At 72.4% G+C, this 25,154-nt stretch carries 22 protein-coding genes; 4 read left to right on the forward strand and 18 right to left on the reverse strand.

Annotated elements, in window-relative coordinates:
• Positions 1-9: 9 nt before the first annotated feature.
• The 3 genes from Sfr03f_RS24125 to Sfr03f_RS24135 all read right to left on the reverse strand — a co-directional run bounded on the left by Sfr03f_RS24125 (position 10) and on the right by Sfr03f_RS24135 (position 4,607).
• Positions 10-594: a helix-turn-helix domain-containing protein gene (locus Sfr03f_RS24125; protein ID WP_108956126.1), complete on the reverse strand. Its 585-nt coding sequence runs from the start codon at positions 592-594 to the stop codon at positions 10-12.
• Positions 595-876: 282 nt separating this feature from the next.
• A complete protein-coding gene (locus Sfr03f_RS24130) occupies positions 877-3,507 on the reverse strand; it encodes an ABC transporter permease/substrate binding protein (protein ID WP_108956127.1) in 2,631 nt (876 codons plus the stop codon).
• On the reverse strand, positions 3,507-4,607 hold the full coding sequence (locus Sfr03f_RS24135) for a quaternary amine ABC transporter ATP-binding protein (protein ID WP_108956128.1): 1,101 nt from the start codon (positions 4,605-4,607) through the stop codon (positions 3,507-3,509). The genes Sfr03f_RS24130 and Sfr03f_RS24135 overlap by 1 nt, the downstream gene beginning before the upstream one ends.
• Positions 4,608-4,792: 185 nt before the next feature.
• Here Sfr03f_RS24135 and Sfr03f_RS24140 point away from each other — a divergent pair, with 185 nt between their 5' ends.
• The 3 genes from Sfr03f_RS24140 (at position 4,793) to Sfr03f_RS24150 (ending at position 7,810) form a co-directional block, all read left to right on the forward strand.
• Positions 4,793-5,713, forward strand: coding sequence for a 5'-3' exonuclease (locus Sfr03f_RS24140; RefSeq protein ID WP_245967732.1), 921 nt, complete (start codon positions 4,793-4,795; stop codon positions 5,711-5,713).
• 176 nt (positions 5,714-5,889) lie between these two features.
• Positions 5,890-6,813 carry a siderophore-interacting protein gene (locus Sfr03f_RS24145; protein ID WP_108956130.1) on the forward strand — a complete coding sequence of 308 codons (924 nt, stop codon included), beginning with the start codon at positions 5,890-5,892 and terminating at the stop codon, positions 6,811-6,813.
• A gap of 31 nt (positions 6,814-6,844) precedes the next feature.
• On the forward strand, positions 6,845-7,810 hold the full coding sequence (locus Sfr03f_RS24150) for an RluA family pseudouridine synthase (RefSeq protein ID WP_108956131.1): 966 nt from the start codon (positions 6,845-6,847) through the stop codon (positions 7,808-7,810).
• Here Sfr03f_RS24150 and Sfr03f_RS24155 read toward each other — a convergent pair.
• The 11 genes from Sfr03f_RS24155 to Sfr03f_RS24205 all read right to left on the reverse strand — a co-directional run bounded on the left by Sfr03f_RS24155 (position 7,792) and on the right by Sfr03f_RS24205 (position 20,160).
• Complete coding sequence (locus Sfr03f_RS24155; RefSeq protein WP_108956132.1) at positions 7,792-10,599, reverse strand: DEAD/DEAH box helicase; 2,808 nt, start codon at positions 10,597-10,599, stop codon at positions 7,792-7,794. The two genes, Sfr03f_RS24150 and Sfr03f_RS24155, sit on opposite strands and share 19 nt — an antisense overlap.
• A gap of 165 nt (positions 10,600-10,764) precedes the next feature.
• Positions 10,765-11,658 (reverse strand): diacylglycerol kinase, encoded by an 894-nt coding sequence (locus Sfr03f_RS24160; protein WP_108956133.1) that lies wholly within the window; start codon positions 11,656-11,658, stop codon positions 10,765-10,767.
• Positions 11,659-11,699: 41 nt separating this feature from the next.
• On the reverse strand, positions 11,700-12,665 hold the full coding sequence (gene tatC / locus Sfr03f_RS24165) for a twin-arginine translocase subunit TatC (protein WP_108956134.1): 966 nt from the start codon (positions 12,663-12,665) through the stop codon (positions 11,700-11,702).
• Between the two features lie 53 nt (positions 12,666-12,718).
• Positions 12,719-13,003: a Sec-independent protein translocase subunit TatA gene (gene tatA, locus Sfr03f_RS24170; protein WP_108956135.1), complete on the reverse strand. Its 285-nt coding sequence runs from the start codon at positions 13,001-13,003 to the stop codon at positions 12,719-12,721.
• A gap of 279 nt (positions 13,004-13,282) precedes the next feature.
• Positions 13,283-13,477, reverse strand: a complete 195-nt coding sequence (locus Sfr03f_RS24175) for a hypothetical protein (protein ID WP_108956217.1) — start codon at positions 13,475-13,477, stop codon at positions 13,283-13,285.
• 22 nt (positions 13,478-13,499) lie between these two features.
• Positions 13,500-14,603, reverse strand: coding sequence for a helix-turn-helix transcriptional regulator (locus tag Sfr03f_RS24180; protein WP_108956136.1), 1,104 nt, complete (start codon positions 14,601-14,603; stop codon positions 13,500-13,502).
• 170 nt (positions 14,604-14,773) lie between these two features.
• Complete coding sequence (locus Sfr03f_RS24185) at positions 14,774-15,727, reverse strand: helix-turn-helix transcriptional regulator (RefSeq protein WP_108956137.1); 954 nt, start codon at positions 15,725-15,727, stop codon at positions 14,774-14,776.
• A 217-nt stretch (positions 15,728-15,944) separates the two neighbouring features.
• On the reverse strand, positions 15,945-16,316 hold the full coding sequence (locus tag Sfr03f_RS24190) for an FKBP-type peptidyl-prolyl cis-trans isomerase (protein WP_108956138.1): 372 nt from the start codon (positions 16,314-16,316) through the stop codon (positions 15,945-15,947).
• Positions 16,317-16,376: 60 nt separating this feature from the next.
• Complete coding sequence (locus Sfr03f_RS24195) at positions 16,377-17,375, reverse strand: FKBP-type peptidyl-prolyl cis-trans isomerase (protein WP_108956139.1); 999 nt, start codon at positions 17,373-17,375, stop codon at positions 16,377-16,379.
• 148 nt (positions 17,376-17,523) lie between these two features.
• Complete coding sequence (pafA, locus tag Sfr03f_RS24200; protein ID WP_108956140.1) at positions 17,524-18,885, reverse strand: Pup--protein ligase; 1,362 nt, start codon at positions 18,883-18,885, stop codon at positions 17,524-17,526.
• Between the two features lie 9 nt (positions 18,886-18,894).
• Positions 18,895-20,160, reverse strand: coding sequence for an MFS transporter (locus Sfr03f_RS24205; RefSeq protein ID WP_108956141.1), 1,266 nt, complete (start codon positions 20,158-20,160; stop codon positions 18,895-18,897).
• A gap of 88 nt (positions 20,161-20,248) precedes the next feature.
• On the opposite strand from Sfr03f_RS24205, the gene Sfr03f_RS24210 reads away from it, so the two are divergent.
• Positions 20,249-21,268 carry a LacI family DNA-binding transcriptional regulator gene (locus Sfr03f_RS24210; RefSeq protein WP_108956142.1) on the forward strand — a complete coding sequence of 340 codons (1,020 nt, stop codon included), beginning with the start codon at positions 20,249-20,251 and terminating at the stop codon, positions 21,266-21,268.
• A 79-nt stretch (positions 21,269-21,347) separates the two neighbouring features.
• Here Sfr03f_RS24210 and prcA read toward each other — a convergent pair whose 3' ends face one another.
• The 4 genes from prcA to dop form a co-directional block, all read right to left on the reverse strand.
• Complete coding sequence (gene prcA, locus Sfr03f_RS24215) at positions 21,348-22,115, reverse strand: proteasome subunit alpha (protein WP_108956143.1); 768 nt, start codon at positions 22,113-22,115, stop codon at positions 21,348-21,350.
• A gap of 90 nt (positions 22,116-22,205) precedes the next feature.
• Positions 22,206-23,054: a proteasome subunit beta gene (gene prcB / locus Sfr03f_RS24220; protein ID WP_108956144.1), complete on the reverse strand. Its 849-nt coding sequence runs from the start codon at positions 23,052-23,054 to the stop codon at positions 22,206-22,208.
• A 198-nt stretch (positions 23,055-23,252) separates the two neighbouring features.
• Positions 23,253-23,471, reverse strand: a complete 219-nt coding sequence (locus Sfr03f_RS24225; RefSeq protein ID WP_108956145.1) for a ubiquitin-like protein Pup — start codon at positions 23,469-23,471, stop codon at positions 23,253-23,255.
• A gap of 148 nt (positions 23,472-23,619) precedes the next feature.
• Positions 23,620-25,134 carry a depupylase/deamidase Dop gene (gene dop / locus Sfr03f_RS24230; RefSeq protein ID WP_218028185.1) on the reverse strand — a complete coding sequence of 505 codons (1,515 nt, stop codon included), beginning with the start codon at positions 25,132-25,134 and terminating at the stop codon, positions 23,620-23,622.
• Between the last annotated feature and the right edge of the window lie 20 nt (positions 25,135-25,154).

A 25,154-nucleotide genomic window follows, 5' to 3' on the forward strand; every position in this document is an offset into this window, starting at 1 on the left:
GAAGGACCGCTACCGCGCCCGGTCCTGCGTCGCCTCGATGTGCTCGGCCACCGCGACCACCACCACCCGGGTCCCCGGCTCGGTGGCCCGCCACCGGTGCCGGACCCCGCCGGTGAGGTAGAGCGTGTCGCCGCGCCCCAGCCGGTAGGCGCGGCCCTCGGCCTCGACCTCCACCGCCCCGTCGGCGACGTACATCAGCTCGTCGTTGCGGTGCTGGAACTCGCGCCCCGCGTCGTACTCCCCGCTGATCTCGGTGGCGTGCATCTGGTGGTGCCCGCGCACCAGCGTGCGGGTCCGGGTCTCCCCCACCGCCGGCGCCGAGCCCTCGCCGCCGAAACCCTCGCCGCGGACCAGGTCGACGCTGCAGGCCGGGTCGGCCGCCGCCAGCAGTTCCACCGCGGTGGTCCGCAGCGCGTCGGCGACCTTCTCCAGGGAGCGCTGGCTGGGCCGCGCCCGTTCGTTCTCGATCTGGCTGAGGAACGGCACGGACAGGCCGCTGCGTTCGGCCACCGCGGCGAGGGTGAGCTCGAGCGCGCGGCGGCGCCGCCGAACGGCCGCCCCCACCCGAAGGGGCTGTTCCTTGTGGTCGCCCATCGCTCCGGCTCCCTCCCTCGCTGCTGTCGGCGCGCGCCCGAGAAGACCCGCGCGTACTCCATGGTGCGGGAAGTCCTGTCGAAGACTTCCTTGACCCCCGGCCCTCCGGCCAAACAGAACCCGACGGACCGTCACCATCGGTGTCCGCCGCGTGACGGACCGCACGACGAGGTCCGACCCCGGCTGCGAGGGCAGCCGGGGTCGGAGCGTAGCACTACGTGGCCGTCCGGATCCTCCCCGTGCACGAGACCGTGCACGGGGAGGCGTCCGGGCCGGCGGCCGTCACCCGCCGGAGGTCATCCGGCCGGGTACGTCCGGGTGTTCCTCGAGCCAGGCCTCGACGGCCTGTGGTTCCTTCCCCTTGCCCCGGCGGACGATCTCCGCCTCCAGCGAGGCGAGCTCCTCCTCGGACATCCGGAAGCCCTTGATCCAGCCGGCGAGCCTCGGGTACCGCTCGGTGAAGTCCCCGGCGGCGATGGTGTGGATCTTGTTGCCCGCGCCCCAGGCCTTCTTCGGATCGGCGAGCTTGGTCAGCTCGTACTCGTCGTAGGCCCAGTGCGGCGACCACAGGGTGACCGCCACCGGCTTCTTCTCCGCGTACGCGCGCTCGAGTTCGGCGAGCATGGCGGGCGTGGAGCCGTCGACCACCTCGTACTCGTCCTCGAGCCCGTAGGCCGGCAGGACGTCCTTCTTCAGCAGGTTCATCTCGCCGGTGCCCGGCTCGATGCCGATGATCCGGCCGCCGAACTCGTCGGCACGGCCCCGGAGGTCCCGCATGGAGTCGACGCCCTTGACGTAGGAGGGCACGGCGATCTCCAGCGAGGTGGGTTCGTACCAGCTGCCGAGGTCGGTCAGGTCGTCCTTGGTCTTCTCCCAGAAGTTGCTCTGGGCGTGCGGCAGCCAGGCGTCGAAGTTGAGGTCGACGTCACCGCTCGCGAGGCCGGTGTAGACCGGGCCGACGTCCATCTGCCTGAGGTTCATCCGGTAGCCGCGGTCCTCCAGGACGTGCTTCCAGAGGTGGGTGACGGCGACGTCCTCCTCCCACGGGAACCAGGCGACCTCCAGCGGCCGCCGCGTCTCCGCGTCGCCCTCGCCGCCCTTCGCGCCCTTCGGGAGCGGGGCCCATGTGTCGACCAGCTCGGGGTGCTCCTTCAGCCACGCCTTGACGGCCTTGTCCTGGTTGCCCTTGCCCGCCGCGTTGATCTCCGCCTCGAGCCCGGTGAGCTGCTTCTCGGACATCGAGAAGTCGCGCAGCCAGCCGGCGACGACCGGGTTCTCCTTCGCGTACCCGTCCCGCGCCAGCGTGTGGATCTTGTCGCCGGTGCCCCAGGCGCCCTCGGGGTCCTTCAGCTTCTTCAGCTCGAAGTCGTTGTAGGCCCAGTGCGGCGACCACAGGGTGACGGCGATGGGCTTCTTGGCCTCGTAGGCGCGCTTGAGCTCGGCGAGCATGGCCGGGGTCGAGCTGTCGACCACCTTGTACTCGTCCTGGAGCCCGTAGGCGGGCAGGACCTTGTCCTTCAGCAGCTCCATCTCGCCCGCGCTGGGCTCGATGCCGGTGATCCTCCCGCCGAACTCGTCGGCGCGGCCCTGGAGATCGGCCATGGAGTCGATGCCGTCCAGGTAGGCGGGGACGGCCAGTTCCAGCGAGGTGGGCCCGTACCAGGCGCCCAGGTCCTCCACCTTGCCGCCGTGCTTCTTCAGGAAGGGGCCGGAGGTGGTGGGCAGCCAGGCGTCGGTCTGGAAGTCGATGTCGCCGCTCGCGAGCGCGGTGTAGAGCGGCGCCACCTCGTACTGCTGCACCTCGACGTCGAAGCCGCGCTGCTCCAGGACGTTCTTCCACACGAAGGTGGAGGCGACGGCCTCCTCCCAGGTGACGTAGCCGATGGTGACCTTCTTGCCCTTGCCGACGTCCGCGGCGTCGCCGACGGCCGTGGCGGGGGCGGTACCCGTCCCGCCGACCGCTCCGAGCAGGCCCGCGGTGAGCGCCAGCGCGACCACGCCGACGCCCGCGACGACCGGTCGCGGCCGGTACGACAGCACCCGGGCGAGCCCGGTGGTGCGCACGGCGGCGGCCGCGCGGCGGCCGAGGGGGGACAGCTCGCGGCCCAGCGCGGAGGTCATCCGGTCGAGGTACACCGCGAGGATCACGATCGACAGGCCCGCCTCCGCGCCGAGCCCGACGTCGAGCTGCCCGATGGCCTCGTTGACGGCGCCGCCGAGGCCGCCGGTGCCGACCATGCCGGCGATGGCCGCCATGGACAGGCCCAGCATGATGACCTGGTTGACGCCCGCCATGACGGTGGGCAGCGCCAGCGGCAGCTGGACGCGCAGCAGCGTGTTGCGGCGGGTGGTGCCGAACGCCTCGGCGGCCTCGACCAGTTCGGGGTCGACCTGCCGGATGCCCAGCTCGGTCAGCCGGACGGCGGGGGCCACCGCGAAGATCAGGGTGGCGACGATGCCCGCGGGGGCGCCGGTGCCGAAGAAGATGATGGCCGGGATCAGGTAGACCATGGCCGGCAGGGTCTGCATGAAGTCCAGCACCGGGCGCACCGCGGCGCTCACCCGGTCCGAGCGGGCGGCCCAGATGCCCACCGGCACGCCCACGGCGAGCGCGATGACGGTCGCCACCAGCAGCAGGGCGAGGGTGGACATGGAGTCGGACCACAGGCCGAGCGCGTCCACGAACGCGAAGCCGAGGAAGCTGAGCAGACCGGCCGACAGGCCGCGCAGCCGCCAGGCGATCACCGCCAGGATGCCGGTCATGAGCAGCGGCTCCGGCGCCTGCAGGACGGCGTCCAGCCCGTCCCAGGCGCCCTCGAAGACGGTCTTGCACAGGTCGAAGAACCAGGCCAGGTGCGCGCGGAGCCATTCGACCCCGCTGTCGACCCACTCGCCGAAGGTGATGCGGGGCATCAGGCGGCCACCTCCCCGGCGCCGGCGTCCGGCCGGCCGCAGTCGGCGCTCCGCGTGGCCTGCCCGGCCTCGTCGGGGTCGACGTCGCCGATCACGGCGACCAGCCGTTCCTGCGAGACGGTGCCGACCAGTGCCCCGCCGGCGTCCACCACGTCGACGGGGTGACCGGTGCGGGCGCCCAGGGCGCACAGCTCGTCGAACGGCGTGTCGGGCGTGGCGGCCGGGCAGCCGCAGGCCGTCTTGCGGCCGCGGGCGGCCGGTTCCATCACGGAGGCGGCGGTCAGCACCTTGGAGCGGTCGACGTCCCGGGTGAAGGAGGCGACGTACTCGCCCTCCGGGCGGACCAGGATGTCCTCGGCGGTGCCGATCTGCACGATCTCGCCGTCGCGCATGACGGCGATGCGGTCGCCGAGGCGCATGGCCTCGTTGAGGTCGTGGGTGATGAAGACGATGGTCTTGTGCAGCGTCTTCTGCAGTTCGAGCAGCTGGTCCTGCATCTCGCGGCGGATCAGCGGGTCGAGGGCGCTGAAGGACTCGTCCATCAGCAGCAGGTCGGCGTCGGTGGCCAGGGCGCGGGCGAGGCCGACGCGCTGGCGCATGCCGCCGGACAGCTCGTCGGGCCAGGACTTCTCCCAGCCCTCCAGCCCGCACAGGGCGAGCGCCTCGGCGGCGCGCCTCTCCCGTTCGGCGCGCGGGACGCCCTGGACCTCGAGGCCGTAGGCGGCGTTCTGCAGCACGGTGCGGTGCGGGAAGAGCGCGAAGTGCTGGAAGACCATGCTGATGCGCCGTGAGCGCAGGGTGCGCAGCTCGGCGGCGGAGAGCGAGGACAGGTCCTGCCCGTCGAAGCTGACGCTGCCCGCGGTGGGTTCCAGCAGCCCGTTGAGCATGCGCAGCAGCGTGGACTTGCCGGACCCGGAGAGGCCCATGACCACGAAGATCTCGCCCGGCTCCACCGTGAAGGAGGCGTCGACGACGGCGGCGGTGATGCCGTCGGACCTCAGCTCCTCACGGTCGGCGCCCGCGCGCAGCCGCTCCACGGCCCGCTCGGGTCTTCTGCCGAACACCTTGTAGACGTTCTCGGCCCGCAACCTGGATGACAACGTTCAGCCTCTCGTCCTGCCGTCCCGATCCCCGGGCCGTTGGCAACTGCAACGGCCCGGCCAGGACCCGTGCCTGCCCGGGCCCCTTGGTGACAAACGCCTGTTCAGACCGCCTGCACGGCACGCTCACATTTGTGTCCCGTCCGAGACACTCCCCAACCACGGGTACGGCAAGATGGCGAGGCGTGACCGGACGACTGATGCTTCTCGACACCGCCTCCCTCTACTTCCGCGCGTACTTCGGCGTGCCCGAATCGGTGAAGGCGCCGGACGGCATGCCGGTGAACGCCGTGCGCGGGCTGCTGGACTTCATCGACCGGCTGGTCAAGGACCACCGGCCCGACGCGCTGGTGGCCTGCATGGACGCGGACTGGCGGCCGGCCTGGCGGGTGGAGCTGATCCCCTCCTACAAGGCGCACCGGGTGGCCGAGGAGCGCGAGGGGGGCCCGGACGCCGAGGAGGTGCCGGACACCCTCTCCCCGCAGGTCCCGGTCATCGAGGCCGTGCTGGACGCCCTGGGCATCGCCCGGGTGGGCGTGGCGGGTTACGAGGCGGACGACGTGATCGGCACCTTCACGGCGCGCGCCACCGGGCCGGTGGACATCGTCACCGGCGACCGCGACCTGTTCCAGCTGGTCGACGACGCGCGTGGGGTGCGGGTGCTCTATCCGGTGAAGGGCGTCGGCAACCCGCAGATCATGGACGAGGCCGCCCTGCGCGAGAAGTACGGGGTGGACGGCCGCGGCTACGTCGACCTGGCGCTGCTGCGCGGCGACCCGAGCGACGGCCTGCCCGGCGTCCCCGGCGTCGGGGAGAAGACGGCCGCCAAGCTGCTGGACCGGTTCGGCGACCTGGCGGGGATCATGGCCGCGGTGGACGACCCGGCCTCCGGCCTGACCCCGGCGCAGCGCCGCCGCCTGGACGAGTCGCGGCCGTACGTGGCGGTGGCGCCGAAGGTGGTGCGGGTGGCCTCCGACGTGCCGCTGCCCGAGGTCGACACGACGCTGCCCAAGGCGCCGCGGGACCCGGAGATGGTCGAGGCCCTGGGCGCACGGTGGAACCTGGGCGGCTCGCTGCAGCGGCTGCTGCTCACCCTGGAGGCGTGAGCGCGACCCTGGGGGCGTGAGCGCGACCCTGGAGGCGTGAGGGAGCGCGGCCGGGGCGGCGGACGGGCGGGGGGCTCGTCGCGGCAACGCCGGCGACATTCTCGCCGCATCGGACCGTGACCACTGATTCGGTGTTAGCTTAGGGGAGCCTAAGCTAACTCGCAGGGAGGCCAGTCATGGCAGCGCGCCCCGTCCGCAAGTCCCCGCCCGTGCCGCATCTGGGACGGGTGATCCGCACCCAGCGGCTCAGCCCGCACATGCAGCGGGTGGTCTTCGGCGGCGAGGGGCTGTCCGCCTTCGAGGCGGGGACGCACACGGACCACTACGTGAAGCTGGTGTTCCCGGCCGACGGCGTCGCGTACCCCGAGCCGTTCAGCATGGCGCGGGTCCGCGAGGAGTTCCCCCGGGAGCAGTGGCCGGTCACCCGCACCTACACGGTCCGCGCCTGGGACCCCGGACTGCGCGAGCTCACGATCGACTTCGTGGTCCACGGTGACGAGGGCCTGGCCGGCCCCTGGGCCCTGCGCGCCCGTCCGGGCGACACCATGCTGATGCTCGGCCCGGGCGGCGCCTACGCCCCCGACCCCACGGCGGACTGGCACCTGCTGATCGGCGACGAGAGCGCCCTGCCGGCCGTCGCGGCGGCCCTGGAGTCGCTCCCGGAGGGGGCCGAGGTCCGCGCGTTCCTCGAGGTCGCCGGCCCGGAGGACGAGCAGAAGATCGACACCGACGCGGAGATCGTCTGGCTGCACCGCGGCGACGCCCCGGTGGGTTCGCTGCTGGTCGCGGCCGTCGCGTCCATGGAGTGGCCCGCGGGCCGCCCGCACGCCTTCGTGCACGGAGAGGCGGGCTTCGTGCGTGACCTGCGGCGGATGCTGCGCGTCGAGCGGCAGATCCCCCGTGAGGACCTCTCGGTCTCCGGCTACTGGCGTCTGGGGCACACCGAGGACCGCTGGCAGGCCGCCAAGCCCGAGTGGAACGCCGCCGTCGAGGCCGAGCAGGAGGGCGCCCCCTCCGCGGGCGCGCCCGCCGCCGCGGCCCCCACCGACGCCGCGCCCGCGCAGGCCTCCGCCCGGGACCTCGCCCCGGCCGCCGCCTGACCGTCCGACCGCACGGAACCCCGCCCCGCCCATGGCCCGCAGAAGCTCCGCACCGCCCTCCCCGCTGCCGCAGCGCGACGGGGTCGACCCGGTGCGGGTCCGCCTGCCCGCGGGCGGCCCCGGTTCCACCGTGGGCGAGCACCTGCGGCTGCGGCTGGCGGCGGGGCCCGGGGTGATCGACGCGATGTTCGCCGAGGGGGCGGTCGTCGGCGCGGACGGGCGCCCCGTCGATCCGGCCACCCCCTACCGGGCCGGTCTGCACGTCTGGTTCCACCGCGAGCTGCCGGCCGAGGAACCGGTGCCGTTCCCGGTGGAGGTGGTGTACCGCGACGAGCACGTCGTGGTCGCCGACAAGCCGCACTTCCTGGCGACGACGCCGCGCGGCGCCCACGTCGCCGAGACGGCGCTGGCGCGGCTGCGGCGCGAGCTGGGCGTTCCCACGCTGACCGCGGCGCACCGGCTGGACCGGCTGACCGCGGGCCTGGTGCTGTTCACCGTGCGGCCCGAGGAGCGGGGCGCCTACCAGGCGCTGTTCCGTGACCGGCGGGTCGCCAAGGAGTACGAGGCGATCGCCCCCTGGGCCCCCGCGCTGGAGCTCCCCCGGGTGGTGCGCAGCCGCCTGGTGAAGGAGCGCGGCTCGCTGACCGCCCGTGAGGTCGAGGGCGAACCGAACGCGGTGAGCCGGGTGGAGCTGGTGGAGCGCCGCGGCGCCCTCGGCCGGTACCGGCTGCTGCCGGAGACGGGGCAGACGCACCAGCTGCGCGTCCACCTGTGCGCGCTCGGGGTGCCGATCCTCTGGGACCCGCTCTACCCCGAGGTGGCGCCGCGGACGGCCCCCGGCGACTTCTCCCGGCCGCTGCAGCTGCTGGCCCGCGAGCTGCGCTTCACCGATCCGGTGACGGGGCTGCGGCACGCGTTCCGCAGCGGGCGCGAGCTGGAGGGCATGCCCCCGCGGCCCGCGCCCCGCGAACGCGTCGGTCAGCCCACCGAGGAGTAGGCGACCACGCCGCGCAGCAGCGCGTCGACCGCCTTGCGCGCCGTCCTCGGCACGGTCGATCCCTCGGAGGGGGCCGCCGCGGCGATCTGGCCGAGCACGTCGATGACCTGCTTGCACCAGCGCACGAAGTCGCCGGCCGGCATCTCCGCCTCCCGCAGCACCTCGTCGAGCCCCTTGCCCGAGGCCCACATGTAGGCCGCCCAGGCGAAGCCCAGGTCCGGCTGGCGCTGGCCCACGCCCTCGGTCTGCCGGATGCGGAAGTCCTCCTCCAGCGCGTCGAGCCTGCCCCAGATGCGGACCGTCTCGTCGAGCGCGGCCTTGGCCTTGCCGGAGGGCACCTTGGGGGCCAGGGCGTCGTCCGCGGCGCGGGACTCGTAGACCAGCGCCGACGCGCAGGCCGCCAGCTCGGCGGGGAGCAACCCCTCCCAGACGCCGGCCCGCAGGCATTCGCTGGAGAGCAGGTCCAGCTCGCCGTAGAGGCGGGCCAGCCGCTTGCCGTGCTCGGTGACCTCGTTGCCGCGCAGGTAGTCCAGCTCGGTCAGCAGGGCGACGATCCGGTCGAAGGTGCGGGCGATGGTGTTGGTCCGGCCCTCGATCCGCCGCTCCAGCTGCGAGGTGTCGCGCAGCAGCCGGTGGTAGCGCTCGGCCCACCGGGCGTGGTCCTCGCGGTCGTCGCAGCCGTGGCAGGGGTGCGCCCGCAGGGCGGTGCGCAGCCGCTTGATCTCACGGTCGTCGGCGGCCTCGGCGCGGCGCTTGCGGTGCCGCTCGGGCGCGATGTGACCGGCCTTGGTGCGCAGCGCGGAGGCCAGGTCGCGGCGCGACTGCGGGGAGCGCGCGTTGAACGACCGGGGGATGCGCATCCGGTCCAGCGCCTCCACCGGCACCGGGAAGTCCATCTCGGCCAGCCGCTTGACCTGGCGCTCGGCGGTCAGCACCAGCGGGCGCGGGCCGTCGTGCCGGTCGAGCCCGCGGTGGCCGCCCGTCCGCCCCGCGGGCAGGCCCGGGTCGAGGACCAGGGCGAGCCCGGCGTACTTGCCGGTCGGCACGTGGATGATGTCGCCCGGCTTCAGCTTCTCCAGGGAGGCGGCCGCCTCCGCCCGGCGCACGTGGGCGCCCTGCCGGGCCAGCTCGTTCTCCCGGTCCTTCAGCTCACGGCGCAGCCGGGCGTACTCGTCGAAGTCGCCCAGGTGGCAGGTCATGGCCTCCTTGTAGCCGGAGAGGCCCTCCTCGTTCTTCTGCACCTGCCGGGAGATCCCGACCACCGACTTGTCGGCCTGGAACTGGGCGAAGGAGGTCTCCAGCAGCTCGCGCGAGCGGTGCCGGCCGAACTGCTCGACCAGGTTGACGGCCATGTTGTACGACGGCTTGAAGCTGGAGCGCAGCGGATAGGTGCGGGTGCCCGCGAGACCGGCCAGGTGCTCGGGGTTCATCCCGCGCTGCCACAGGACCACGGCGTGGCCCTCGACGTCGATGCCGCGGCGGCCGGCCCGGCCGGTGAGCTGGGTGTACTCGCCGGGGGTGATGTCGGCGTGGGTCTCGCCGTTCCACTTGACCAGCTTCTCCAGCACCACGGAACGGGCGGGCATGTTGATGCCGAGCGCCAGCGTCTCGGTGGCGAAGACCGCCTTGACCAGGCCGCGGACGAAGAGCTCCTCGACGACCTCCTTGAAGGTCGGCAGCATGCCGGCGTGGTGGGCGGCGATGCCGCGCTCGAGGCCCTCCAGCCACTCGTAGTAGCCGAGGACGTGCAGGTCCTCCGCCGGGATGGAGGCGGTGCGTTCCTCGACCAGGTCGCGGACCTTCTGGCGGGCCTCCTCGTCGTTGAGCCGCAGCCCGGCGTACAGGCACTGCTGGACGGCGGCCTCGCAGCCGGCCCGGCTGAAGATGAAGGTGATCGCGGGGAGCAGGCCCTCGGCGTCCAGGCGCTCGATGACCTCCGCCCGGCTGGGCGTCCAGACGCGGGCGCGTGATCGCCGCTCGCGCTCCCGGTCGGCCTCGCGCATCATCTTGCCGCGACGGCGCTCCTGGTAGGACGGGCGACTGGCCTCCAGCCGGGCCATCCGGGTCAGGTCCGGGTTGACGGCCTTGCGGCTGCCCTCGGCCTCCTCGAACAGGTCGTACATCCGGCGGCCGGCCAGCACGTGCTGGAACAGCGGCACGGGGCGGTGCTCGGAGACGATCACCTGGGTGTCGCCGCGCACGGTGTCCAGCCAGTCGCCGAACTCCTCGGCGTTGGAGACGGTCGCGGACAGGGAGACCAGGGTGACGGACTCCGGGAGGTGGATGATCACTTCCTCCCACACCGCGCCGCGGAAGCGGTCGGAGAGGTAGTGCACCTCGTCCATCACCACGTAGCCGAGGCCGAGCAGGGTCTGCGACCCGGCGTAGAGCATGTTCCGCAGCACCTCGGTGGTCATCACGACCACCGGGGCGTCGGAGTTCACGCTGTTGTCGCCGGTGAGCAGGCCGACCTTGTCGGCGCCGTAGCGGCGGCACAGGTCGGAGTACTTCTGGTTGGAGAGCGCCTTGATGGGCGTGGTGTAGAAACACTTCTTGCCCTGGCCCAGGGCGAGGTGGACGGCGAACTCGCCGACGATCGTCTTGCCGGAGCCGGTGGGGGCCGCGACCAGCACGCCCTTGCCGGCCTCCAGCGCCTTGCACGCCTCTGTCTGGAACGGATCGAGGCCGAAGTCGTACATCTCGCGGAACGTGCCGAGTGCCGTGGCCTGCTCCGCGGCGCGCCTGCGGGCTGCCGCGTACCGCTCGGCGGGAGAGAGATCCTCTGTCATCGTACGTTCGAGCGTACCGGGCGCCGCCGACAACGGACGATCTTTTGCGGGGCCCACTCGTCGACCCGTCGGCCGCGGCGCGGCAGGCCCGGCCTGGGCGGCCTGCCGGCTTCCGGCCCCGGTTCCGGCCCGGCGCACTCCGCGCCGGCCCGGCGGACGCCGCCGTCAGGCGGCTCCCGCCACCCGCACCGCGCCGGGGACGCACTCCGCGGTGATCGGCAGCGGACCGAGCCGCTCCCCGTCGACGTAGGCGGTCAGCCCCGGCGCCATCAGCTCGATCCGCGAGGCGCGGTGGGTGGTGACGACCGGGTGGTCGACGTGCGTCCCCCGGTAGACGCGGGGGAAGACCTTGAGCAGCGTGGTGCGGCCGCAGGCGCCGACGACGGTGACGTCGAAGAGCCCGTCGCGCAGGTCGGCGCCCGGGCAGATGCGCATGCCGCCGCCGTAGGAGGAGCCGTTGCCGACGGCGACCAGGGTGGCCTCGACGTCGCGCGTCCCGCCTCCGTCGAGGGTGAGCCGGTACGGCAGGGGTTTGAAGGCGGCGAGCTCCGCGACGATCGCCAGGTCGTAGCGGAAGCGGCCGACCGGCAGCCTCATCCGGTTCCCGCGGTCGTTGACCCGCGAGTCGAAGCCGGTGGCGATCACGGTGCCGAACCAGCGCCCGTTCACCCGGCCCAGGTCGATCGCGGTGAGCCGGGACTCCTTCAGCGCGCCGGCGATCCGCCGCGCCGCGGCCGCCGGGTCGCGCAGCGGGAGGCCGAGGGCGCCCGCGAAGTCGTTGCCGGTGCCGACCGCCACCACCCCGAGGGGGGTGTCGGTGCCGGCCACCGCCTGCAGCGCGAGGTGAACCAGCCCGTCGCCGCCGACGGCGACCAGGGCGCCCGTGCCGCCGGCCACCGCCTCGCGGGCCCGGTCAAGCGCGTCGTCGGCGTCGAGGCCGACGATCGTGCGCACGGAGAAGCCCGCGTCCCGGAACGCCGACGCGGCCGGCTGCGCCGCCTGGGCGCCCCGGCCGCGTCCCGCGGTGGGGTTGACGAAGAGCACTATCTCGCTGGTCACGGCGGCACCCTACGAGGTCCGCGTGGCGGAGGGGAGCCCGGTCAGGTCACGTCGTCGTAACCGTTGATCCCCTCGGGCCTGCCCGTGCGCCCGCCGTCGGCCTGCTCGGGGAGCATCGGCGCCGCGGCGACCGGTTCCACCGCCTCGACCGGCTCGGGCGTCAGGTCCAGCTCGGAGGCCTCGTCGTCCGCCGGGCCCAGTGCGTCGCGGCGCGTGCGGCGCCGGTCGTTGACCAGGGCGATGCCGGCAGCGGCGAAGTACAGGACCCAGATGGGGCCGGCCAGCGCCAGCATGGAGAGCGGGTCGGTGCTGGGCGTGGCGATCGCCGCGAAGAGCGTGATGCCGAGGATCATGCCCCGCCACCAGCCGGCGATCTTCTTGCCGGAGAGCACCCCGCCGAAGTTCAGCATGACCAGCAGGAGCGGCAGCTCGAAGGAGAGGCCGAACACGATGACCATCCGCATGATCAGCTGCAGGAGGTCGTCGAGCGGCAGCTGGTTGTCGCTACCGATGATCGAGAACTCCAGCATGACCGAGGCCATCTTGGGCAGCGACCAGTAGGCGAAGTAGCCGCCCATGGTGAACAGCGGGAACCCGGCCGCCACGAAGGCGTAGGCGTACCGCTTCTCGTGGCGGTGGAGGCCCGGGGCGAGGAAGCCCCAGAGCTGGAACAGCCACACCGGTGCGGCGAGCACCACGCCGGACGTCAGGGCGACCGTGAGGGCGAGCGTGAACGGGCTCAGCAGGCCGTTCTGCACGATCCTCGCGCACGTCGTCTCGTTGGTGTTCTCCGCGAGCTCCGCGAAGCTGTAGTCGCAGCCGACCGCCTCGAGGACGGGATCCGTGAAGAACTGGATGACGTCCTTGTAGAAGAAGGCGGCGACGACCGTGGCGACGACGATGGCCAGCAGGGACTTGACGAGCCGGTTGCGCAGCTCACGCAGGTGCTCCGCGAGGGGCATCCGCCCCTCGGGGTCCCTCTCCTGTTTGCGGGCAGACTTGAGCAACCCACGTCCTCATCTCGTGCGGCGGACCGGAGACTTGGGCTCCGGTCCGGACGTCAGCGCTTGGTCGTGTCGGTCGGCTCGCTCACCGGACGCGAGCTGGTCACGTCGCCGGGGGCGGCCTGGATGACACGCGGCGCCGGCTCCTCGGAGGCGGGCGGACCGGCGGGGGCCGCCTCGTCCTTCTTGCCCTCTTCCTTCATCGCCTTGGCCTCGCTCTTGAGGATGCGGGCGGACTTGCCCAGGGAGCGCGCCATGTCCGGCAGCTTCTTGGCGCCGAACAGCAGCAGGATGACGACGAGGATCAGAATGATCTCGGTAGGTCCGAGCCGTCCGAACATGTCTTTACCTTCTCACCGAGGCCAGTGGGGGTGTGTGGCTGACGGGGCGGACCGGGTCCGGCCTCCGTAAGCGATCGTAACGTCCGGGCATGAACGACAGGCATCCCACGGACGTACTCCCGGTCACACGAGCCGATGCCTCGTTCCCCGGCCCGCGAAGATGCAGCGTACCTGGCGCCGCCCCCGCTCGAACAGGGTCGGTCGGGTGGTCCCGCCGCGTGTGCGGGCCTTCGGCGCTCACCGGAACGAAGGCTTCCCACAGGTGAGCGCCCTGACGGCTCACAGGCTCCGGGCCGCCCGGGCGGTGCGCTCGGCGGCCCGCTCGAGGTCGGCCGAGGCCACGGAGATCCGGCGGGCCGAGGCCTCCACCTGCGCCCCCAGCCGCCGGGCCTCGACGAACACCCGTACGGCCAGCACGCCGAGCACGGCCGTGCCGAGGAAACCGAGGGCGACCGCGAGCATCGCCCAGAACATCGCACCGGACATGGGCAGGAGCCTACGCGCCCGCCGGGGCGGCGCCCGCACCGGCGGGGTCGGCCGGGGCGGTGGTGCCCTCGGACACGGTGGCGCCGGCCGCGCCCAGCGCCTCCGCGGCGTCGAACAGGTCCTCGCCGCCGCCCTCGCCGTAGGCGGCCAGCGCCTCGCGGGCGGCCCGCCGGGCGCTCTCCGCCAGCTCCACGGGGGCGACGATCCGCCCGTCGGGGCCAAGCCGCAGCGCCAGGCGGCGCAGCGACTCGGGGGCGGGGGTGCGGATGGTGATCCGCAGCCCGCCGTCGGGCAGTTCCTCGGCGGCCTCGTGCGGGTAGTACTCGGCGACCCAGCGGCCGGCCGGGCCCACCTCGACCACGACCTCCGGGTCGTCGGCGGAGGGCTGGACCAGCCCGGCGGACAGGTCGCGTGGCTCGATCCGCGGCGGCTCGGAGGGCTCGTCGAGGATGCTGATCTCGGCCACCCGGTCCAGCCGGAAGGTGCGGCGCGCCTCGGAGCGGCGGCACCAGGCCTCGACGTAGGTGTGGCCGACGCTCACCAGGCGGATCGGGTCGATCTCCCGCTCGCTGACCTCGTCGCGGGCGGGCGACCAGTAGCGGATCCGCAGCCGGCGGCCCTCGGAGATGGCCCGGTCGACGTCGGCGAAGACGCCGCCCTCGGACTCGAAGGTCACCGACAGGCGGGAACTGGCCTCGGCGCTCTCCCCCGCGGCGGCCTCCACCTTGGCGGTGGCGCGCAGCAGCGCCTGCCGGTCGCCCTCCCGCAGGCCGGGCAGCGTGGCGACGGCACGGGCGGCGACCAGCAGGGCGGTGGCCTCGTCGGAGGCGAGCCGCAGCGGCTGGGCGGCCTCGGCGCCCAGCGCGGCCGGGTTGTGCCACCAGATGTGCTCGCCGTCGGTGTCGATGTCGAGCAGGTCGCCGCCGCGGAAGCTGGTGCCGCACATGGGCAGCAGCTCGAGGTCGGCGATCAGCTCGTCCCCGCTGACGCCGAAGGCGCGGGCCACGTCGGCGACCCGGGCGCCGGGGCGCTCGCGCAGGTAGGTGACCAGGGAGAGCATCCGGCGGGTCTGGTCGATGGCGTTGGCGGGGCGGTTCCCCCGGCTGGTCGTCATGCTCGCCTTCCCCTCGTCGATGCGGCCCGCGTCGGTGCCGGCCTTCCCCTCGTCACTGCGGCGCCCGTCAGCGCGGCGCCCAACGTTGCGGCGCCCATCGTCGCGGCACTCATCGCTGCGGCGCCCGTCGTCACGGCGCTCGTCGTGGTGGCACTCATCGCCGGCGCCCCTCAGCCCTTGGCCACGGCGCGCAGCCGGTCGATCACGTCGGCCCGCAGCTCGGCCGGCTCCAGGGCCACCACGTCGGGCCCGAACTCGACCAGCAGGGCGTCGAGGCCGCGGCCGTACGGGATCTCGACCTCGTCCCAGCCGTCACCGAGCGGGCGGACGGCGGTGGCGCGGGCGCGCAACGGGTAACCGCAGCCGGCCCGGAGGCGGATCAGCGCGGAGCGCTCGGCGCTCTCCCCCGCCCAGCGGGCCACCGTCTCGCGGACGCGGACCACGTCGGGGACCTCGGCGGTGAACGCGCCGGCGCGGGTGCGGACCTTGCCGGTGATGCGGGAGAGGCGGAAGACCCGCTCGGCGCCGCGGTCGCGGTCCCAGCCGGCCAGGTACCAGTGGCCGCGCCAGCACTCGAGCGCCCAGGGCTCGACCTGGCGGGGCTCGGGGGCGGCGGCGGTGGCCTTGCGGTAGTCGAAGACGACCGGACGGCGGTCGCGGCAGGCCAGCATCAACGGCTCGAAGGCGGCCTCGTGGACGGGGATGCGCGGCTCGAGGGCGCCGTGGGCGGCGTACGGGTCGACGTCCTCGGGCAGTCCGGCGGCGCGCAGCTTCTGCAGGGCGCCGCTGGCCGCTCCGGCGAGCCGGGCCTGCTGCCAGACGCTGGCGGCCAGGCCGAGGGCGGCGGCCTCCTCGGCGTCCAGGGTGATGGGCGGCAGCTGGTTGGAGTCGTGGCGGGCGAGGTAGCCGACCTCGCCGTCGAGGTTCTCGACGGTCTCGATGACCAGTCCGAGCTCCCGGAGGTCGTCCTTGTCCCGCTCGAACATACGGTTGAACGACTCGTCGGTGGTGGCCTCCATGTAGGCCTCCAGGGACGCGCGCAGTTCACGCTTGCTCAGCGGGCGCCGGGTGCCCAGCAGGCACAGTGCCAGGTTCATCAGCCGCTCTGCCTTGGCAATCGCCATCGACGACCTACGCCCTCTCCCTCGTCACTTCCGACGGCCGACCGTACCGCTCCGGAGGGCTGGGGGGGAAATTCCGCAGGCCCTTGGTACGGCATTCCGCGGCCCCCGGTACGGCACGTGGAAAGGCACAGGGTCCGCGCCCGGACGGACACGGACCCTGAGGAGCCCACTGCGGTCGTTCCCGATCACGCTCCGACCGCCCGGAGGCGGTCGCGGATCAGACCGAGACCAGGTCGCAGACGAAGATCAGCGTCTCGCCGGGGCCGATGGCGCGGCCCGCGCCGCGGTCGCCGTACGCCAGGTGCGGCGGGATGATCAGCTGGCGGCGGCCGCCGACCTTCATGCCCTGCACGCCCTGGTCCCAGCCGGTGATGACCTGACCGACACCGAGCTGGAAGCGCAGCGGGGTGCCGCGGTTCCAGGACGAGTCGAACTCCTCGCCGGACGAGAAGGACACGCCCACGTAGTGGACGGAGACGACGTCGCCCGCCTTGGCCTCCTCGCCGTCGCCCTCCCAGATGTCCTTGATCTCGAGGTTCGCCGGCGGCTCGCCGCCCGGGAAGTCGACCTCGGGCTTCTCGATGCTCACGAATCTGTCTCCTGCTGATGGACGAAAAGATGCAACGGGATCAGTCTCCCATCCCGGGCGTCACATCTTCGCCAGCAGGTCCACGGTGAAGACGAGCGTCGAGTCCTTCTTGATGGTGCTTCCCTGCGGCGGGTTGTCGCCGTAGCCGAGGTCCGGCGGGATGACGATCAGGACGCGGCTGCCGACCTTCTTGCCGGCCAGGCCCTGCGCCCAGCCGGGCACGACCTGCTGCAGCGAGAACGAGGTCAGCTGGCCGCGGCTGTAGGTGGAGTCGAACTCCTTGCCGTCGGCCCACAGCACGCCCTTGTACTGGACGAGGACGGTGCTGTCCTTCGCCACCTCGGGGCCGTCGCCCTCGATGACGTACTCGGAGACCAGCTTCTTCGGCGGGTCGCTCTTGGGGACCTCGACCGAGGGGGCCTTGCCGTCGGTGTTGGTGCCGACCTTCGGCAGCGCGGCGTCGGAGGAGGCGACCGTCCTGCCCTTGGCGGAGCTGCGGGAGTTGAAGGTGTTCTCGATGTCCACGACGAAGACCAGGGTGTCGTCGCCCTTGATGCCGGCCTGCTCGTTGCCCTGCTCGCCGTAGCCCCAGGTGGGCGGGACGGCCATCATCACGCGGCTGCCGGCCTTCTTGCCGCTCAGCCCGTAGCGCCAGCCGTCGATGATGCCGCCCTGGGCGAGCTGGATGACGATCGGCGTCTTGCGGTCGTAGGAGTTGTCGAAGACCTTGGCGTCGTCCCAGGTCTGGCCGAGGTACTGCGCCTGGATGAAGTCGTTCTCGGCGACCGTGCGGCCGTTGCCGGCGATCAGCGTGCGCACGGCGAGGTCCTTCGAGGGCGCGCCGTTGCCCTTGGCCACCGTCGGCTTCTGCCCGAACTCGGTGCCGCTGGTGATCTTGGGGAGCGGACCGTCGACGATCTTCGGCGACGGCGCCGGGGTGGGGGACTGGGCGGACGGCTTGCCGGACGGGTCCGCCTCCTTGTCCGACGAGTCGGAGCCGCAGGCGGAGAGGGTGGCCAGTCCCGCGGGAACGGCCAGGAGGAGTGAGCGTCGGCGCACGATGGGGGCCTCTATCGATCGATCTTCGAGTTGGCTTCCCGCGTCACTCTACGGTGTTCGGACCCCGCGGCCCCCGTACGAGCACGCGGGGGCCGCGGATCGGATCCGCGGCCCCCGCGAGCGGTACGGCCGTCGTGCACCGGTGCGGTTACATGCCGGCGATCAGCTTCTCCACCCGGTCGTCGACGGACCGGAACGGGTCCTTGCACAGGACCGTGCGCTGGGCCTGGTCGTTGAGCTTGAGGTGGACCCAGTCCACCGTGAAGTCGCGGCGCTGTTCCTGGGCGCGCTTGATGAAGTCGCCGCGCAGCCGGGCCCGCGTGGTCTGCGGCGGCACCGACTTGCCCTCGAAGATCTTGACGTCGTTGCAGATCCGCTTGGCCTGGCCGTTGCGCTCCAGCAGGTAGTAGAGGCCCCGGCGGCGGTGGATGTCGTGGTACGCGAGGTCTATCTGGGCGACCCGCGGGTTCGACATGGTCATGTTGTGCTTGGCGCGGTAGCGCTCCAGCAGCTTGTACTTGATCACCCAGTCGATCTCGGTGGCGACCCGGTCCAGGTCCTCCTCCTCGATCGCTTCCAGGGTGCGGCCCCACAGCTCCAGGACCTGCTCGACGACGCCGGTGCGGATGCCCCGCCGGGCGACGAACTCGCAGGCCTTCTCGTAGTACTCGCGCTGCACCTCGAGCGCCGAGGCCTCCCGGCCGCTGGCCAGGCGCACCTTGCGGCGGCCGGTGAGGTCGTGGCTGACCTCGCGGATGGCCCGGATCGGGTTCTCCAGGGTGAGGTCGCGCATGACCGTGCCGGCCTCGATCATGCGCAGCACCAGGTCGGTGGCCCCGACCTTGAGCAGCATGGTCGTCTCCGACATGTTGGAGTCGCCGACGATCACGTGGAGCCGGCGGTAGCGCTCGGCGTCCGCGTGCGGCTCGTCACGGGTGTTGATGATGGGCCTCGAGCGGGTGGTCGCCGAGGAGACGCCCTCCCAGATGTGCTCGGCGCGCTGGCTGACGCAGTACACCGCGCCGCGCGGGGTCTGGAGGACCTTGCCCGCGCCGCAGAGCAGCTGCCGGGTGACCAGGAACGGGATCAGGATGTCCGCCAGCCGGGAGAACTCGCCGTGGCGGGCCACCAGATAGTTCTCGTGGCAGCCGTACGAGTTGCCGGCGGAGTCGGTGTTGTTCTTGAAGAGATAGACGTCGCCCGCGATTCCTTCCTCGTGCAGGCGGCGTTCCGCGTCGACGAGAAGTCCTTCGAGAATGCGCTCGCCGGCCTTGTCGTGGGTGACGAGCTCCGTCACGTTGTCGCATTCGGGTGTCGCGTATTCCGGATGCGAACCCACGTCGAGATAGAGGCGGGCGCCGTTTCGCAGAAACACGTTGCTGCTGCGGCCCCATGACACGACACGCCGGAAGAGGTACCGCGCCACCTCGTCAGGCGACAGACGGCGCTGTCCCCTGAACGTGCACGTGACGCCGTACTCGTTCTCCAGCCCGAAAATTCGGCGGTCCATGTCTGAACATTACGCCCGATCACCCGAGCTGAAACGGGGTTCGACGGTCCGATTCGGATCATTTTCCGATCCGGCGGCGACTCTCCCGAGATTCCTCGGCCTGGCGAGCACGCCGCGGGAGGCGAGCAGGACGGCCAGCGACACCGTTCCGGCGACGGCCGGGACGGCGAAACCGGCGCGGGTGCCGAGGCTCTCCAGGACCGGTCCGGCGATGCCGGTGCCGACCGAGGAGCCGACGGTGAAGGTGGTGACCAGCCAGGAGAACGCCTCGGTGACCGTGCCGCGCGGGGCGTGCCGGTCCACCAGGACGAAGGCGCAGGCGATGGTGGGCGCCAGGAACACTCCGGCGAGCGCGGCCAGCAGGGTCATGGGCGCGGGTGCGGGCATCGCGATCAGCGGGAGGTAGCCGAGGGCGAGGGCGGCGACCAGGCCCTTCAGGCGCCGCTCGGGGGCCCCGGCCCACTCGCGGGCTCCGTAGAGCCCGCCGCCGACCAGGGCGCCGAAGCCGAGCGCCGCGAGCAGGACGGCGTACACGGCGTCGCCGTCGGGGCCGGTGCGGTCGGCGTAGGCGGCCGCGGCGACGGTGATGGAGCCGAGGGCGATGCCGACGAAGAACAGCGCGCCCAGCAGCACCAGCAGCCCGCCCGAGCGCAGGGCGCCCAGCCAGTGCGCCTCCCGGGGCGCGGACCGCCAGGCCCGCGAGGGCGGCGAGAGGACCACGGACAGGGCGCCGAGCACGCCGATCGCGTTCAGCGCCAGCAGCGCGGCCATCGGCGACCACAGGGCCACGAAGAGGGAGACCAGCAGCGGGCCGACGGTGAACATCACCTCCTGCGCCACCGCGTCCATGGCGTAGGCGGTGTGGATCTGGTCGTCGCGGCGCAGCACGGAGGGCCACAGGGCGCGCAGTCCGCCCTCCAGCGGCGGGGTGAACAGGCCCGCGCCGGCCGTGGCCAGGTAGGCGACGGGCAGCGGGTCCAGGCCGGTGACGGCGAAGACGGCCATCGACGCGGCGGCCAGCACGGCGGCGGGCAGCTGCACCCGCGGCTGGCCGTGCAGGTCCACCAGGCGGCCCAGGACCGGCTGGCCGACGGCGTTGGCGACGCCGTACACGGCGGCCAGCACGCCGGCCAGGCTGTAGGAGCCGCCCTCGGCGCGGACGAACAGGACGATGGCGATCGCCGAGGTGGCGTTGGGCAGCCGCCCCACGAGCGTTCCCGTCAGCAGACGCGCGGCATGCCGGGCCTTGAGGATCTCCAGGTACCGCGAAAACATGCAGCGCCCCTCCGTTTTACGTATAACGTGAACGTCATACGTAGCATGGTCGACGACCCGTAGTCCAGACCGGAGAAGTGCGCCGACGATGCCCTCACCAGGCAGGACCCGCCCGACGAGCCGCGACGTGGCCCGAGTTGCCGGCGTCTCGCAGGCCTCCGTCTCCCTCGTCCTGGGGGGCAAGTGGCACGGCCGGATCTCCGCGCCCACCGCGGAGCGGGTACGGGAGGCCGCCCGCACCCTCGGTTACCGGCCCAACCTGGCGGCGCGGAACCTGCGCACCGGCAGCGCCCGGACGGTCCTGCTGGTGGTCCCCTCGCTGACCACGCACTTCTTCGCGGGGGTGCACACCGGCGCCGCCCGGGTGGCCGCGGCGCACGGGTTCTCGATCGTGCTGTACCCGTCCCCGGCCGGCGTGGGCCCGGCACGCGACCCCTTCGCCTCGGCCCCGGCCGCGCTGGACGGCGTGCTGGCCTCCTCCATGGCCGCCCAGGCGCTCACCGTGCTGCGCGGCGACCGGCTCCCCCTGGTGATGCTGGACAGCGAGCCCGACGCCACCCCGGGCACCGCCACGGTCAACCTGGACATCGCCGACGGCGTGCGCCAGGTGGCCGACCACCTGCTGGGCCTGGGCCACCGCCGCTTCCTCCACCTGCGGGCCGACGTGCCCTCCTGGACCTTCGCCCAGCGGGCCCGCGCCCTCGAGGAACGGCTCGCCGCCGTGCCGGGCGCCACGCTGCGCACCGCGGCCTCCTCGATGACCGCCGACCACGGCCGCGCCGCCGTGGAGGGCGCGCTGAGCGCCCCGGGCCCCCGGCCGACCGCCGTGGTCTGCGACGACGACATGCTCGCGGTGGGCGCCTACAAGGCGGCCCGCCGGCTGGGGCTGCGGGTGCCGCACGACCTCTCGGTCACCGGGGTGGACGACCAGGTCCTGGCGATGGCCCTGGAGCCGGAGCTCACCACCGTCCGGCTGGACGCCGAGCTGACCGGGGAGCGCGGCATGGAGGCGCTGCTGTCGGTGATCGAGGGCCGCGCCCCGGTGACCCACGACATCCCGGTGGAACTGGTCGTCCGCGGCTCGACGGGGCCCGCGCCCCGGACATGACGGTGCCGCGCGGTCACGGCGCACAGCCGTCACCACGCGGCACGGTCACGTCCTTCCGGCCGGGGCCGCCCGGACCGGGTCACTCCTCGGAGGCGTCCTCCGGGTCCTCGCCCTTCCCGGCGTCCGTCGCCGCGGCGCCGCCCTCGCCGCCGCCCGCGAGCAGCCGCTCTAGGCGCGGGCCGGTGATCCGGCGGAACTTCCTGCGCTGCGGCCGGGTGCGGTCCAGCACGGCCACCTCGAGGCGCTCGGCGGGGATCTCCCGCTCCGAACCGCTGGTGTCGCGGGAGAGGGCCTGCACGGCCAGCTTGAGGGCCTCGGCGAGGGTCATGCCCTCCCGGTGGCGCTGGTCCAGGTAGGAGCTGATCTGCTCCGCGTTGCCGCCGACCGCGACCGAGCCGTGCTCGTCGACGATCGAGCCGTCGTGCGGCAGCCGGTAGATCTGGTCGCCCTCGGGGGTCTCCCCGACCTCGGCCACCACCAGCTCGACCTCGTAGGGCTTCTCCCCCGCGCTGGAGAAGATGGTGCCCAGCGTCTGCGCGTACACGTTGGCCAGGCCGCGCGCGGTCACGTCGCCCCGGTCGTAGGTGTAGCCGCGCAGGTCCGCGTAGCGCACGCCGCCGATGCGGAGGTTCTCGTACTCGTTGTACTTGCCCGCCGCGGCGAAACCGATCCGGTCGTAGATCTCGCTGAACTTGTGCAGCGCGCGGGACGGGTTCTCACCGACGAAGACGATGCCGTCGGCGTACTGCAGCACGACCAGACTGCGGCCGCGCGCGATGCCCTTGCGGGCGTATTCCGCCCGGTCCGCCATCGCCTGCTGGGGTGAGACATAGAACGGCGTCGACACCGGTTATCCGTCCCTTTCCGTCGATTCCGTCGAAGAGTCTGTAGGGGTCACAGGGATCGTCCTGAAGGTCCGTGGTTCCGCGACGGGCCGTCAGAGCAGCGCCGCACGAGGGCCGTCGGGCTCCTCGAGCCGGCGGTCCAGGACCGAGCGGGCGATCTGCGAGGACTCCTGGTCCGTCAGCCGGCGGAACCCGTCCTCGGTGATCACGGTGACGATCGGGAAGATCCGGCGGGCCATGTCGGGGCCGCCCGTCGCCGAGTCGTCGTCAGCCGCGTCGTACAGCGCTTGGACGACCAGGGTGGTGGCCTGTTCCTCCGTCAGGTCCTCGCGGTAGAGCTTCTTCATCGAGCCGCGCGCGAACAGCGAGCCGGAGCCCGTGGCCGCGAAGCCCGCCTGCTCGTCGGAGCGGCCGCCCGTGACGTCGTAGGAGAAGATCCGGCCCTTGCGGCGGTCGAGGTCGTACCCCGCGAACAGCGGCACCACGGCCAGGCCCTGCATGGCCATGCCGAGGTTGGAACGGATCATCGTCGACAGCCGGTTGGCCTTGCCCTCCAGCGAGAGCTGGGCGCCCTCGACCTTCTCGAAGTGCTCCAGCTCCAGCTGGAACAGCTTCACCATCTCCACGGCGAGACCGGCGGTGCCGGCGATGCCCACCGCGGAGTACTCGTCGGCCGGGAACACCTTCTCGATGTCGCGCTGCGCGATCACGTTGCCCATGGTGGCGCGCCGGTCACCGGCCAGGACCACGCCGCCGGGGAAGGTGACGGCCACGATGGTGGTGCCGTGCGGCGCCTCGATCACGCCCTGGGTGGGCGGCAACTGCCGGTTCCCGGGCAGCATGTCCGGCTGGTGTCCCGCCAGGAAGTCCATGAAGGAGGAGGATCCCGGAGTCAGGAAGGCGGCCGGCAGTCGCCCGGTGTCACGAGTGTTGGCTTCCACGCAATTCCTTCCGAAGAACACGGCGTCCGCGCCGCGGTCGAATCACAGCCGCGCGGTTGGCAAGCTGCAGCACAGTTGTGTCACGGACCCTACCCGCACGGCGGCGATGATCCACCTCCGAACGGCGAAGCACGGGGGCCACCCAGGAGCAGTCCCCGTGCTTCGGCACTGTGCCTTCGCTTCGAAGGCCCTCCGGCCTTACTGGCCGCCCTTCTGGACGAACGAACGCACGAATTCCTCGGCATTGGACTCGAGTACGTCGTCGATCTCGTCGAGGACGGAGTCGACGTCGTCGCTCAGCGCCTCCTGCCGTTCCTTCAGGTCCTCGCTCGCCTGCGCGTCCTGCGCCTGCTCGTCGACCTCCTCGGTCGACCGCGTGGCCTTCTGCTGTCCGCCGCCGGTGTCCTTGGTCGCCATAACCCTCACCCCGCTCGGTTCGACGTTCTTGATCAGACCCTACAAGCAGGGTCCGACATCGACCCCACAGTTCCCACACACGGAGAAACCATCCCGATGATTCCCCTTCGGGACCCGTCCCACCCCGCATCCGGGGGTGGAAGATCGCTCAGTTGTTGCCGCTCAGCACCTTGACCAGGTCCTCCGCCGTCCGGCAGCGGTCCAGCAGCTCCTTCACGTGCGCCCGGGTGCCGCGCAGCGGCTCCAGCGTGGGCACCCGTTGCAGCGAGTCACGGCCCGGCAGGTCGAAGATCACCGAGTCCCAGGAGGCCGCCGCCACGTCGTCCGCGTACTGCTCCAGACAGCGGCCCCGGAAGTAGGCCCTGGTGTCCTCAGGGGGCTGTGTGACGGCCCGGAGCACGTCCTGCTCGTCCAGCAGCCGCTTCATCCGCCCGCGGGCCGCCAGGCGGTTGTACAGGCCCTTGTCGGGCCGCACGTCGGCGTACTGCAGGTCGACCAGGTGGAGCCTGGGGGCGTCCCAGTCCAGGGAGTCCCGGCGGCGGTAGCCCTCCATGAGCTCCCGCTTGGCCACCCAGTCCAGCTCGCCGGCCAGGCTCATCGGGTCCCTCTCGAGCCGGCCCAGGACGTCCTCCCAGCGGGTGAGCACGTCCCTGGTCTGGTCGTCCGCGTCGGCCCCGAAGCGCTCCTCGACGTACTTGCGGGCCAGCTCGTAGTACTCCATCTGGAGCTGCACCGCGGTCAGCCTGCGCCCGCTGCGCAGCTCGACCAGCCGCTTGAGCGACGGATCGTGCGAAACCTGGTGCAGGGTGCGCACCGGCTGGTCCACGGCCAGGTCGACGGCGATGAAACCGTCCTCGATCATGGAGAGGACCAGGGAGGTGGTGCCGAGCTTGAGGTAGGTGGAGATCTCCGAGAGGTTGGCGTCGCCGATGATCACGTGCAGGCGGCGGTACCGCTCCGCGTCCGCGTGCGGCTCGTCGCGGGTGTTGATGATGGGCCGCTTGAGGGTGGTCTCCAGCCCCACCTCGACCTCGAAGTAGTCCGCCCGCTGGCTCAGCTGGAATCCGTGCTCGTTGCCGTCCTGGCCGATGCCGACCCGGCCCGCGCCCGCGAAGACCTGGCGGGAGACGAAGAAGGGCGTCAGGTGGCGCACGATGTCCGAGAAGGCGGTTTCCCGCTTCATCAGGTAGTTCTCGTGCGTCCCGTAGGAGGCGCCCTTGTTGTCGGTGTTGTTCTTGTAGAGGTGGATGGGCTGCGCGCCGGGCAGCTGGGCGGCCCGCTCGGCCGCCTCGGCCATGATCCGCTCGCCGGCCTTGTCCCACAGCACGGCGTCCCGCGGGTTGGTGACCTCCGGGGAGCTGTACTCGGGGTGGGCGTGGTCCACGTAGAGACGGGCGCCGTTGGTCAGGATCACGTTGGCGAGGCCGATGTCCTCGTCCGTCAGCTGGCTGGAGTCGGCCACCTCCCGCGCCAGGTCGAAGCCACGCGCGTCCCGCAGCGGGTTCTCCTCCTCGAAGTCCCAGCGGGCCCGGCGGGCCCGGTGCATCGCCGCCGCGTAGGCGTTGACGATCTGGGACGAGGTGAGCATGGCATTGGCGTTCGGGTGGCCCGGAACGGAGATCCCGTACTCCGTCTCGATCCCCATCACTCGCCGTACGGTCATGCGGCCCTCCTTGCCCGGCG

The organism is Streptomyces fragilis (genome assembly GCF_003112515.1).
Taxonomy (GTDB): Bacteria; Actinomycetota; Actinomycetes; order Streptomycetales; family Streptomycetaceae; genus Streptomyces; species Streptomyces fragilis.